Below are 11,667 nucleotides of genomic sequence, written 5' to 3' on the forward strand. Positions count from 1 at the left end.
TCATGCTGCAGACTGGCGCGCGCGATCGAGGCGTCGTCGCGCGCCAGGCGGCGGCTCAGTCAGCGCCCTGGCCGTCGCCGAGGCTGGCGGCGACGGGAAGTTGCGTGCGGATCGCGGTGACGATGCGCTGAATGGAGGCGTTGGCCTCATCGGCGCGCTTTTCAGCAGACGCCGCGCGCTGCTCCATCGCCGCAAGATCGGCTTCCCTGGACGCCAGCAGCGATTGCAGCATCTCCAGATCCTTGTGCGCCTGCATGGCGCTGGCGGTAAGTTCGTTGATCTCCGCCTCGGCCTGGCGCAACCCCGCCTCGGCGCGCTCGGCGCGCGCGACCGTGCGCTCCAATTTCTCCATCACCGTATTCGCGGCGTTATGTGCGCGCGCGACCGCCTGAGCGGATTGCTCCTCGAGCTTGCGGATCGCCTCGGCCGCTTCGGAAACGAGCGCAAGCGCCGCGTCGGCCTCGTCGCCGCCGTGCAATGACTGGCGGAGAGCCAAATCGACCGGACGCAGGTTTTTCGAGTTTTGATCGCCTCTCGGAATGATTTCGTCGACGACCTGATCGAGATCCAGCGAGTCCATTTATGCCTCCGCGATACGCTAACGGATGGGTGTAGCGCTCCTCGACGCCTTATTGAAGAAGATTGCGGCAAAATCTCAACATGTAAATAAGCTCAGCTCAAGTCAAAAATACTGAAGACGGCGCTTGTTAGCTCCTTCTTTCAGAAGGTTGCGCGTAATTTCGACCCGTCACAGGGGCGCCGGATATCGCTCCTTATTGTGACGCAAATAACATAAGCTTCACAGTAAATCTTATTAACGCCTCGAATCGTAGCGGCAAATGATCGCGACGCGGCTGGCGGCGCGGCGGTTATGCGGTCTTGAGCTTGGCTTTGCAGGCGACTCTTCAGGCGCCGCCCACCACGCGGGCGACGATCTTCGCCGTGTAATCCACCATCGGCACGATGCGCGCATAATTGAGTCGCGTCGGCCCGATCACGCCGAGGGCGCCGATGATGCGACGCTCGCTGTCGCGAAGCGGCGCCGCCACCAGAGAAGAGCCTGACAAGGAGAAGAGTTTGTTCTCCGAGCCGATGAAGATGCGAACGCCTTCGCCCTGTTCGGCGCGCTCCAGAAGGTCGATCACGCCCGTCTTGGTTTCGAGATCGGCGAAGAGGAGGCGCACGCGTTCGAGATCGGCGGCGGCGGTGAGATCCTCGAGGAGATGCGCCTGTCCGCGCACGATCAACTGGCGGCTTTCGCCGGATGCGCCGGCCCAGCTCGCAAGCCCCGCCTCGACGAGCCGGGCCGTCAATTCGTCGAGCTCAGTCTGTGCGGCGCGGCGCGACGCCTCTATGCCTTCGCGCGCCTCGGCCAGCGTGCGCCCGGTGATGCGGGCGTTGAGATAATTGGCGGCCTCCACGAGAGCCGACGCCGGAAGGTCCCGCGACACCGGAATGACGCGGTTTTCCACCGTGCCGTCGTCGGCCACGAGAATTGCGAGCGCCCGCTCCGGCTCGAGCCTGACGAAATCGATCTGCTTGAGGCGCACATTCTCCTTGGTGGCGGCGACGACGCCGGCGACCCGGGTAAGGCCCGAAAGCAGGCTCGTCGCCTCCGCCAGCACGCCCTCGAAATCACGATCCTTGGAGGCGGCCTCGACGCCGGCCTGGATGCGGACCCGCTCGGCGTCGGCGAGGTCGCCGATCTGGAGCATGGAATCGACGAAAAAGCGAAGCCCGAGCTCGGTTGGAAGACGGCCGGCGCTGGTGTGCGGCGCATAGATCAGGCCCAGCTCCTCGAGGTCCTGCATGACGTTGCGGACAGAGGCGGGCGAGAGGGTCATCGGCAGCAGACGCGACAATTGCCGGGAGCCGAGGGGCTCGCCGGTCGCGAGATAGCTGTCGACGAGCTGTCTGAAAATCTCGCGCGAGCGCTCGGTGAGCAACGCCAGATTGGCCGCGGGCGGGATGATCGGCGACTGTCGGATCATGAGCAGAAGAATAACGCATCGGCGCGCGGCGTCGAGACCGGGAAAAGCGCAATAAAAAAGCCCGGCGGCGAGCCGGGCTTTCGATTTTCTGCGGCGGTCCGAGCCTTACAGCCCCAGGTTGGGCATGCCGATCAGAGCGCCGAAGTTCTTGATGTTGTAATTGATGCCGATGCGGGCGATATGCGTGTCGAAGCCCGAGCCGACGAAGGTGCGATAGGCCTGCGGGCCGAAGCTTGAGCCGAAGTTGCCCTGGAGGCTCGTATAGAGATATTCGGCCTTCACGCTGATATTGTTGAGAACGGCGTATTCGAGACCCGCGCCCACCGTCCAGCCGGCCTGCCAATGGCTGACCGAGGTCGGGAAGGGAATGCCCGCGAAGCTGTAAACGCCAGTGGTGTGCAACTGGCCATAGGCGAGGCCGCCGGTGATATAGGGCAGCAGACGGCCGAAGGCGTAGCCGAAACGCAGGCGCTCGGCGCCGAACCAGCGCAGATTGCTGCGCAGCGTGTCGCCCCATACGCCGCCGTTGTTAGAGTTCACGTCCGCGTAGTTGAACTCCGACTCGTAGCCCACAACCACATTATTGGGGAGCTGCCAGGTCGAACCGCTCTGGAAGCCGACGAGATAGCCGCTCGTGTCATAGGACGACTGAACGTTCGTCCATCCGGCGATGCCGCCGAAGCCAAGCGCGGAGATATTGGAATTGTAGCCGGCGGAGCCGCCGCCCCAGGCGCCGCTCACGCCGAAGTGGTAGCCCGTCCAATCGAACACCGCCGGCGGCGGGGGCGGCGGGGGAGCCTTGTAGCTGGGCAGATCCGCGGCGACAGCGGCGCCGACGGCGACAAGCGACGCGATCGCGCCAAAAACCGTAGCCTTGAAAGTCATTTGATCATCTCTCCAACAGCAAGGCCGCCCGGTCCCCGGCGCAGCATCGAAAAAACTCAGTCGTCAAATTAACACTCGACCTTTCAAGGCGAAATCTGCGGCGCCACCCATTTGGCCAATTTTGCGGCAGCGTTGCGGCCGGGTCACAGTCGCGCGCAAGTGCTTGAAATCGAGGGGAGAGAGTTTACGAGACGGCCGCCATCAGCGGCGCAGCCAGGGCTTGCAGCCCCGCCCGATAGGCGGCGAGCGAAAAACGCCTCTCGTAATAGGCCCTGGCCGCGCTCGAGGCGCGCTGCGAATCGGAAGGGGGCGGCGCGACGGCGGCGGCGCTGAGCGCGGCGGCGAAAGCTTCGGCCGTCTCGACGATCGTGACGCCCGGGAGCGCCAGCGCTGCGTCGTCCATGCCGCGCAAGGCCTGCGGCGTCGCGATCAGCGGCAGGCCGCTGGACATGGCTTCGACCGTCTTGATGGAAAGGCCGGTGCCGCCGATCGTGGGCAGCAGAACCAGCCGGGCGCCGGCGTAGACGGCGCCGGGCTCCGCGACGCGTCCGAGAAACCAGTTCTTGTAAGCCGCATAAAGCTCGCCGGCCCGCGCCCTGACGCCATCGGCGACGCTGCCGGCGATCTTCACTTCGACGCCCGGCGCCCGGGGGGCCACCTCGCGCAGGAACCAAATGAGGCTCTCGACATTGGCCGTATTGTCGCTCGAAACGATCACAATGTCCGGCCCGCCCGGTCCGGTGGGCGCCGGCGGCGTCGGCGGATAGAGCAGCGCGTGTCGCTTCTTGGGCAGAAGGCCGCGAAATTCCTCCGCCTCCCGCGCATTGAGATGCAGGAGAAGGTCGGCGCCGCGCATGGCGGCGAGCTCCTGCGCCAGCATCTCCTCATAGGTCACGCGCGGGCGCAACCAGGGCATGCGCTCATTGATCAGCGCGAATTGCCGCGCCTGAAGGTCGTGGGTGTCCAAAAGGATCGGCGCGCGACCGCGGGCGAGGCGCCGCGCCGCCGGCATCAGAAAGAAATGGTTGCAGTGGACAAGGTCATATTCCGCCTCCTCGACCCCCGGCGAGAACCGCGCGCGGGAGACGAGCCCGAGGCGGATCGCCGCCTGGTCGCCATGCAGATAGGGCCAGACGACTCCTCTGAAAAAGCCTGGCTCGAAGAGAACATGCAGCGGCGCGCCGCCGAGATGGCGCGGGCTCCCCTCGAGCTCGGGGGTAGCGGTCAGAAAGGAACGCCATAGCCAGCGCCGTTGCGGGAGAAACCCCGGATCGGTGCTGATCGCGATGGGCGACGCCTCGGCGCCGAGGGCGCGATAGGCGGCGATCTGACCGAGCACGACGCGATAGGTGCCGCAGGAGTGCCAGGCCGGATGCAGAAGCGCGACGCGCCGGCCGGCGAGCGGGGAGCCGCTCATGCCGTGATCGTGTCAAGCGCCGCGGCGAGCGTGCGCGCATAGGCCTGCGGGCTGAACGCCTCCTCGTAGAGGCGCCGCGTATCGCTTGCGAGCGGCGGCGTTTCGCCTCGATCCGCGCGCGCCTGCGCCTCTTGCCAATATTGAGCGAATTGCGCGGCGTCCCCGGCGAGCGCGACGTTGGAAAGCGCCGCAGGTTCGATATTCATGCCGCGGAAAGCGAGCGGCGTCGCCACCAGCGGCGCCCCGCAGGAAAGCGCCTCCACGGCCTTGATCGACAGGCCATGCCCTTCAACCGTCGGCAACAGCACGCAGCCGGCGTTGGCGTAGACGGCCCCGATATCCTCGACGCGGCCCTTGAACAGCGGGCGGTGCGACTCGTAGAGCGCCGGATCGCGGCGCTTCACGCCGCCGTCGACGTTTCCGTATATGGCGACTTTGGCGCCCGCCGCGCGCGGCGCGACATTCTCAAGAAACCAGCGAAGACTCAAATAGTTGGCGTAATTGTCGCTCGCGACGATGATGATGTCGCGCCCGCGCGCGCGCGGCGCCTCCGGCACGGCGGGATAGATGAGCCGATGCCTCGCCTCCGGCAGCAGTCGACGGAAGTCGCGGTCCTCCTCCTCGTTGAGATGCACGCAGAGATCGGCGCGGCGCATCCAATCGAGTTCGATCTTCAACATGTCGTCATAGGTCGCATAGGGCGGGATGAAGAAACCGCCCTTGTTGCGCAGCGCATATTGGCGCGCCTGAATGTCCTGCGTCTCCAGCAGCACTGGAATCCGGCGGCCCTGCTTCAAAGTTTCGACGAAGGGAAGCGTAAAATAATGATTGGCGTGGATGAGGTCGACCGACTCGTCCGCGAAACCCTCCGGCAAAGGCGCGCGCTTGGCGAGTTCAACGAGCCAGCTCGCCTGATCGCCATGGATGAGCCGCCACCAGCCGTCGATCAGCAGCCGCCCCGCGAGCGCGGAAACGGGCGCGCCGGAATAAAACCGCCGGTCGGCGCCGACGCCCTGCGTCGCGGCGACATAGGCCGGCCAGCGGCCGCCCTTCAGCGGCGGGGCCCCAATGTCGTCCATCATGGCGATCGAGAGGACGCGCGCGCCGAGCGCCCGATAGGCGGCGATCTGGCTGACATTGACCTGATAACTGCCGCAACTGTGCCAGGCGGCATGCACGACGGCGACCGTTTTTCCCAAAAGCGGCCTGCCGAGGGGCGGCGCATCGCCCGGCGGCGCCTCGGAAATCTCGACCAATCGTCCGCCCCCTTGCTTTTGCCCGAATTTTACAAGTACACCCCCCTATATGAGCCTTCGTCTCCCGAATCCACCCCTGCGGGCCCCCGACGCCGAGGCCGGCGCGGCCGCCCCGCAAAAGCGCTATGGCGTCGCCATTGTCGGCAACGACAAGATCATCGACTGGCTGCTGCCGTTCCTCGAGAGCTACCGCGACACCAATTCGTCGCTGCCCCTCTATCTCATCCCCTACGACGACAATGTCGAAATGACCCGCCGCGCGGCGGACCTCTATGGCGCGACCTATGTCGCCGAGGAGCCGGTCGAGATCGACAAGCTCTCCCATGAGCTCTACCCCGGGATCTTCAACAGTAATCGCCGCCGCCTCCGCAAGCTGCAGGCGCTCGCTCTGCCGCTCGACGAAGTCGCCTATGTCGACGTCGACGTGATCCTGTTTCGCGACTTCACGCCGATCTTCGGCAGGCTCGAGGCCGGGAAAACCGAATTCATCGTCGCCTCGCCGAGCTTCGAATACGTCTACAATGATCGGCGCAGCAAATATCCTTTCCTGGACAACGTGCTGCTCTTCAACGACGGCTTCTGGGTCACGTCCAACAAATATCTGACGCTTTCCAATTTCATCGAGACGATGAAGGCGGATTCGGAGATTTTCCACGACGTCCGCAAACGCGGCCAGCTCTTCGCGCAGCCGCTCGTGAATTTCGTCACCCATCGCCGCGGGCTCAAGATCGAGCTATTGCCCCATGTCGTGCCCGGCGCGTCTCACGAAAGCTTCTACAAGGCGCCGGGGGTGACCTTCAAGGACGGCAAGCCGCTCGATTACGAGGGCAAGGAAATCTATTTTGCTCATTGGGCGGGCGCGACCGCCCTGCCCGCGCGCGGCGTCTTCGACCCCGCCTGGACGGAATATTCGAAGGCTGCATGGGCGCGTTTCAAGAAATGACGCGGCAGGATGGCGCGATGACGACGAAGAGAGAGCCTTAGGCGATGCCCCGCCTGCTGTTTTCCTATCTTCTCAAGCGCGTCGGCTTCTCCGTGCTCGTCGTGCAGCTCGCGCTCTCGGTTCCGGTCGTTCTGTCTTATCTTTTGTATCAGCTGCCGCCGGCCGCCGTGCGCGGCGGGCTCGTCATACCGGCCCTCGTCGGCGTGACGCCGACGGTGGCTTTCGTCACTTTGCCCATGGCCATCGGCGTCGCCGCCGCGCTGGAATTCTCGCGCATGGCGAGCGAGGGCATGATCGCCGTGATGTACGCGTTGCGCCTGTCGCCCTGGGCGATCTGCCGGCCGGCGTTGAGCCTCGCCGCGGTCATCGTCTTCCTCGGCTATGTCCTCGCAAATTTCGTCGCGCCGCATTATGCGAGCAATATGCAGGACGTGCTAAACGTCGTGCGCAATTCGCTCAATCATCGCATGCTCGACGCGGCGCGGTTCTACAGCTTTTCTTCCGGCGGCAAGACTCTCTATATCGAACGTTGGATTACGCCCGACATCGCGGCCAACCTCTTCCTGCGGCAGCTCTCGGTCGAGAAAATGCAGGAAGAAACGATCACCGCGGCGCGCGCGGAATTCCGCCGCAACGAGGCCGGCGTCATCATCGCGCTTTCGAACGGCAGCATTCAGACCCGCTCGATCACCGGCGGCGAGGTGCGCATCGCCAACTTCGACGAATACGCCATGGCGCTCCCGATGCAGGGCAACGGCGCGCTTCCCGACCGCGGCTGGCGCGGCGTTTACGAACTCCCCGGCCTCGCCTTCCTCGCCAATCGCACGACGGCGAAAGCCGACCCCCGACAATATGGCGAGTGGATGGCGGAGGCCGCCAAGCGGTTCGGCGTGCCGGCGCTCGCTCTTGCCCACACGCTTCTGGCCATCGCGCTGACGCTCGCCTTCGGCAATATCACCGGGCGGCGCGGCGCGTCGGGCAGTCTCCCGATCGTCGCCGTCCCGGCGGCGCATATCGTCTATCTCGTGGCGCTGGAATCGCTGCTGCGCGTGAACGCCTGGTTCGCGCTTCTCCTTCTGGCCTTGCTCGCTGCGGAAATTTTCGTTTCGCTCTGGCTCATCGCGCGGCTGAGTTACAGCCAGAGGCCAAGGCGCGTCGAAGACTTCTCGACGGCGCCGGGCTACGCCGCGCCGATCGCCTGATCGGCGCATCCCAGACCCACGCGACGCGTGCGGCCCCGCACAGCCTCCCGCCCTCTGCTCCATTACCGTCACAGCATGGAAATTCGGAAGCGGCGCGGAGAGCTAAAATGTTCGCAACGATTCAGCGCTTGATCGAGGAAGAGACGAGCCTAGACGTTCCGGCGGCGCAGCTGACCCCGAGCGCCGATCTTTACGCCCTCGGCATGACGTCTTTCGATGCGGCGCGTTTGATGGTCGCGATCGAGCGCGCGTTCAAGGTCGATTTCCCGCCCGACGCGATGCGACGCGAAACCATGGCCTCTATCGTGGCGATCGCCCTGGCGGTCTTGTCGCTGTGGCAGGCCGAGATGGACCGCCCAGACAGCCGAAAGGCGGCCTGACGCGAGTCGTTGCTCTCTTTCAAGCCAGACTTAGCCCGGCCACGCCGGGCTATTTTTTTTGGTCAACTCGCCTGAACAACAGCAGGCTGCCCGGACATCATCGCGGCGCGGTAATCGGCGATGATTTTGGCGGGCGCGCCGATCTCGCGGACCACGCCATTTTCCAGCCAAAGCACGCGGTCGCACAGATTTTCGAGGAAGTTGAGGTCGTGCGAGACCATCAGGATTGTGCCGGTCCGGCTGAATTCCTGAATATATCTTTCACATTTGCGCTGAAAGATTTCATCGCCGACCGACAGCGCCTCGTCGACGATCAGCACGTCGGCGTCCGCATGGGCGCAGATCGCGAAGGCGACGCGCGCGATCATGCCCATCGAATAGGTGCGCATCGGCTGCTCGAAGAAGGGGCCGATGTCGGCGAAAGCGGCGATGTCCTCGATCCGCGCATCGACCTCCTTGCGGGACAGGCCCAGGATGGCGGCGCCGATGCGGGCGTTCTCGCGCCCGGTCAATAATCCGTCGAAACCGGAGCCGAGCGCAAGGATCGGCGCGATGCGGCCATCGACCTCGAAAACGCCCTTGGTCGGCATGGTGATGCCGCACAGAATCTGCAGCAGGGTCGTCTTGCCCGCGCCGTTGCGGCCGACGATGCCGACCCGCTCGCCTTTGCCTACCGTGAAATTGACGTCGTGCAGGACCCATTTTTCCCTGTAGAATTTCTTCCACAGACCAAAGAGGACCTGCTTCAATTGATCATTCTGATGGGCGTAAAGCTGGAAGGCTTTGCCGATGCCCGCGCAGCGGATGGAGGGCTCAGATGACATCGACGATGACCGATTTATAGCGCATGAAGAACTGATAGCCGCCCAGGAAGATGGCGTAGGAGACGGCGACGACGATAAGATAGCCGAAAATATTCGGCAGACGCCCGTCGAGCGCCAGGGCGCGCATCATTTCTATGTAATCTCCGACAATATTGAGGCGTAGCCAATAGGCTGTCGAGGGCGACATCGCGTCGATCTGCTCCAGGCGGTAGAAGATCGGCGTCGCGAACATGAGCACCGGCACGATCGAGGCCATGATATGGGCGACGTCGCGCGTGAAGGCGCCGAGCGCCATGAGAAACCAGACCACGCCCAAAATGAACAGCGCGAAGGGAACGATCAGCAGCGGCGTCAAGACGATCGTCAGCGGCAGCGTTCCCGCGGTAACCAGTCGGAAGGCGACGTAAACGGCAAAGGCCACGCCGGCGTAAGTGAAGGCGCGAATGGTCGCGGTCCAGGCGATGGTCTCGCTTGGAAAAATCGAGCGTTTCACGAAATTCACATGCTCGTGGAGCAGGATCGGCGCGCGATAGGCGAGTTCGCTGAAGAGGTTGAAGACGATCAATCCGATGAAGATGCCGCTGGCGTATTCCGTCACGCTCATGCCGGCGGAGAGTTGCGGCACGGTGATGGAGAACAGCACCGTATAGGTGAGCAGCATGATGAGCGGCGAGAGCACAGCCCAGGCGGGGCCAAGCAGCGAGCCGCGGAAGCGTGAGATGAATTCGCGCCGCACCACGGCGCGGATCAGCTCCCGGTGACGCCAGGCCCGCTCGAAGGGGGCGACATAGGCGGGCGGGATGGATGCGAGCAACGGGTCGACGTCCTTTGCTTTGGCGCGGCCGCGCGGCCGCATTGGCCCCGCATAGACCAGTTTGGGCGGGGCGCTGTCAATGGCGGGCGCCCGTCTGCCGTCGACGGGGGCCGCCCCTACTCCACGGTGACGCTCTTCGCCAGATTGCGGGGCTGATCGACGTCTTTGCCCATGAACGTCGCAACGTGATAGGCGAGGAGCTGCGCCGGCACGGCGTAGACCAGGGCCGCGAAGGGACCGGCGACCGACTCGGCCATCTCGATATAGCCCGCCAGCTCCGCCGCCGCCGCGTCGCGGGCGCGCGGCGAGCCGATCAGAATGAGATGACCGCCGCGCGCCGCGACTTCCTGGAGATTCGAGACGGTCTTCTCCAGGCTCGCGTCCGGCGGCGCCAGCACGATCACCGGCATGGCGTAGTCGATGAGCGCGATGGGGCCGTGCTTGAGCTCTCCGGCCGCATAGCCCTCGGCGTGGATGTAAGAGAGTTCCTTGAGCTTGAGCGCGCCCTCCATGGCGAGCGGAAACGAGGGGCCACGGCCGAGATAGAGGACGCTGGAGGCGCGCGCCACGTCGCGGGCGACGGGCTCGATCTGCGCCTCGCGACTGAGCGCCTCGGCCATCTGGCCGGGAGCGGCGACGAGTTCGGCGACGAGCTCTTGCTCGCGCTCTTTGGTCAGGACGCCGCGCGCCCGGCCGAGCGCCAAAGCGAGGCAGGCGAAGACGGCGAGCTGGCAGGTGAAGGCCTTGGTGGAGGCGACGCCGATTTCCGGCCCGGCGAGGGTCTTCGCCACCGTGTCGCTCTCGCGGGCGATGGTCGACGTTTCGACGTTCACGATCGACAGAATGTGCTGCCCATGCTCCTTGGCGTAGCGCAGCGCGGCGAGCGTGTCCGCGGTCTCGCCGGACTGGGAGACGACGATCATCAGCCCGTTGTCGGGAAGCGGCGGATCGCGGTAGCGAAACTCCGAGGCGATGTCGATCTCGACCGACAGGCGGGCGAAGCGCTCCAGCCAGTAGCGGGCGACGAGGCCGGCGTAAAAGGCGGTGCCGCAGGCCGAGATCGTCACGCGCGACAGCGACTTCGGATCGATATTCAACTCGAACGGCAGGCGCACGACCCCTTCCGCGAGGTCGAGGTAATGGGCGAGCGTGCGGCCGACGACCTCCGGTTGCTCGTGGATTTCCTTCGCCATGAAGTGGCGATAGTTGCCCTTGTCCACCAGGAAGGAGCCCGGCGTCAGCGGCAGGCGGCGGCGTTCGACCGGCATGTCGGCGGCGTCGAAAAATTGCGCGCCGTCGCGGCGCAGCGCCACCCAGTCGCCTTCGTCCAGGTAAGCAATGGAGGTGGCGAAAGGCGCGAGCGCCAACGCGTCCGAGCCGAGATAAGCGCCGTCCGCGCTCCAGCCCACGGCCAGCGGCGAGCCGCGCCGCGCGCCGATCAGCAAATCGGGCTGATCGTCGAAGAGAAAGGCCAGAGCAAAGGCTCCCTTGAGCCGCTTGAGCGCCGCCGCGACCGCCGCCTCCGGCGCGTCGCCCGCGGCGAGCCGCTCGGCGACGAGATGGGCCACGACCTCCGAATCCGTCTCCGACGCGAACTTATGGCCGCGGCCGGTCAATTCCTCGCGCAGCTCCCGGAAATTTTCGATGATGCCGTTATGGACAACCGCAACGCGATCGGCCGCGGCGTGCGGATGCGCGTTGTTCTCAGTCGGCTTGCCATGCGTCGCCCAGCGCGTATGGCCGATGCCGATCGCGCCGGCCAGCGGCGTCGCTGCGAGCTTTTCCTCGAGATTTTTGAGCTTGCCGCTCGCGCGCAAGCGGGTGAGCCGGCCGCCGCCTTCAAGCGTGGCGACGCCAGCGGAGTCATAGCCGCGATATTCGAGCCGCTTCAGGGCCTCGACGAGCTGCCCGGCGACGGGGCCCTTTCCTAAAATCCCGACGATTCCGCACATGGC

At 65.0% G+C, this 11,667-nt stretch carries 11 protein-coding genes; 3 read left to right on the forward strand and 8 right to left on the reverse strand.

Going from position 1 to position 11,667, the window contains the following annotated elements; genetic code table 11:
- Nucleotides 1–55: 55 nt before the first annotated feature.
- From ACETII_RS03865 to ACETII_RS03885, 5 genes are all read right to left on the reverse strand, one after another.
- Complete coding sequence (locus ACETII_RS03865) at nt 56–580, reverse strand: ABC transporter permease (protein ID WP_363349598.1); 525 nt, start codon at nt 578–580, stop codon at nt 56–58.
- 325 nt (nt 581–905) lie between these two features.
- Complete coding sequence (gene hrcA / locus ACETII_RS03870) at nt 906–1,991, reverse strand: heat-inducible transcriptional repressor HrcA (RefSeq protein WP_472787201.1); 1,086 nt, start codon at nt 1,989–1,991, stop codon at nt 906–908.
- A 105-nt stretch (nt 1,992–2,096) separates the two neighbouring features.
- Nucleotides 2,097–2,876 carry an outer membrane protein gene (locus ACETII_RS03875; protein WP_363349600.1) on the reverse strand — a complete coding sequence of 260 codons (780 nt, stop codon included), beginning with the start codon at nt 2,874–2,876 and terminating at the stop codon, nt 2,097–2,099.
- 184 nt (nt 2,877–3,060) lie between these two features.
- Nucleotides 3,061–4,293: a glycosyltransferase gene (locus tag ACETII_RS03880; protein WP_472787202.1), complete on the reverse strand. Its 1,233-nt coding sequence runs from the start codon at nt 4,291–4,293 to the stop codon at nt 3,061–3,063.
- Nucleotides 4,290–5,549 carry a glycosyltransferase gene (locus ACETII_RS03885; RefSeq protein ID WP_472787203.1) on the reverse strand — a complete coding sequence of 420 codons (1,260 nt, stop codon included), beginning with the start codon at nt 5,547–5,549 and terminating at the stop codon, nt 4,290–4,292. The genes ACETII_RS03880 and ACETII_RS03885 overlap by 4 nt, the downstream gene beginning before the upstream one ends.
- Nucleotides 5,550–5,598: 49 nt before the next feature.
- On the opposite strand from ACETII_RS03885, the gene ACETII_RS03890 reads away from it, so the two are divergent.
- The 3 genes from ACETII_RS03890 (at nt 5,599) to ACETII_RS03900 (ending at nt 8,074) form a co-directional block, all read left to right on the forward strand.
- Nucleotides 5,599–6,492, forward strand: coding sequence for a hypothetical protein (locus ACETII_RS03890; RefSeq protein ID WP_472787204.1), 894 nt, complete (start codon nt 5,599–5,601; stop codon nt 6,490–6,492).
- A 44-nt stretch (nt 6,493–6,536) separates the two neighbouring features.
- Nucleotides 6,537–7,694: an LptF/LptG family permease gene (locus ACETII_RS03895; protein ID WP_363349604.1), complete on the forward strand. Its 1,158-nt coding sequence runs from the start codon at nt 6,537–6,539 to the stop codon at nt 7,692–7,694.
- A 107-nt stretch (nt 7,695–7,801) separates the two neighbouring features.
- Nucleotides 7,802–8,074 (forward strand): phosphopantetheine-binding protein, encoded by a 273-nt coding sequence (locus ACETII_RS03900; protein WP_472787205.1) that lies wholly within the window; start codon nt 7,802–7,804, stop codon nt 8,072–8,074.
- Between the two features lie 62 nt (nt 8,075–8,136).
- Here the strand turns inward: ACETII_RS03900 and ACETII_RS03905 are convergent, their stop codons facing one another.
- The 3 genes from ACETII_RS03905 to glmS all read right to left on the reverse strand — a co-directional run bounded on the left by ACETII_RS03905 (nt 8,137) and on the right by glmS (nt 11,664).
- A complete protein-coding gene (locus ACETII_RS03905) occupies nt 8,137–8,898 on the reverse strand; it encodes an ABC transporter ATP-binding protein (protein ID WP_472787206.1) in 762 nt (253 codons plus the stop codon).
- Nucleotides 8,888–9,712 carry an ABC transporter permease gene (locus ACETII_RS03910; protein WP_363351190.1) on the reverse strand — a complete coding sequence of 275 codons (825 nt, stop codon included), beginning with the start codon at nt 9,710–9,712 and terminating at the stop codon, nt 8,888–8,890. The genes ACETII_RS03905 and ACETII_RS03910 overlap by 11 nt, the downstream gene beginning before the upstream one ends.
- 116 nt (nt 9,713–9,828) lie before the next feature.
- Entirely contained in the window at nt 9,829–11,664 is a 1,836-nt protein-coding gene (gene glmS / locus ACETII_RS03915) for a glutamine--fructose-6-phosphate transaminase (isomerizing) (RefSeq protein ID WP_472787207.1), read from the reverse strand.
- Between the last annotated feature and the right edge of the window lie 3 nt (nt 11,665–11,667).

It is taken from the genome of Methylocystis sp. NC52PC (assembly GCF_055698645.1).

Coding starts and splice junctions, on each gene's coding strand:
- ACETII_RS03900 (WP_472787205.1), top strand. CDS start 7,802: ATGTTCGCAACGATTCAGCGCTTGATCGAGGAAGAGACGAGCCTAGAC.
- ACETII_RS03905 (WP_472787206.1), bottom strand. CDS start 8,898: ATGTCATCTGAGCCCTCCATCCGCTGCGCGGGCATCGGCAAAGCCTTC.
- ACETII_RS03865 (WP_363349598.1), bottom strand. CDS start 580: ATGGACTCGCTGGATCTCGATCAGGTCGTCGACGAAATCATTCCGAGA.
- ACETII_RS03895 (WP_363349604.1), top strand. CDS start 6,537: ATGCCCCGCCTGCTGTTTTCCTATCTTCTCAAGCGCGTCGGCTTCTCC.
- glmS (WP_472787207.1), bottom strand. CDS start 11,664: ATGTGCGGAATCGTCGGGATTTTAGGAAAGGGCCCCGTCGCCGGGCAG.
- ACETII_RS03880 (WP_472787202.1), bottom strand. CDS start 4,293: ATGAGCGGCTCCCCGCTCGCCGGCCGGCGCGTCGCGCTTCTGCATCCG.
- ACETII_RS03875 (WP_363349600.1), bottom strand. CDS start 2,876: ATGACTTTCAAGGCTACGGTTTTTGGCGCGATCGCGTCGCTTGTCGCC.
- hrcA (WP_472787201.1), bottom strand. CDS start 1,991: ATGATCCGACAGTCGCCGATCATCCCGCCCGCGGCCAATCTGGCGTTG.
- ACETII_RS03890 (WP_472787204.1), top strand. CDS start 5,599: ATGAGCCTTCGTCTCCCGAATCCACCCCTGCGGGCCCCCGACGCCGAG.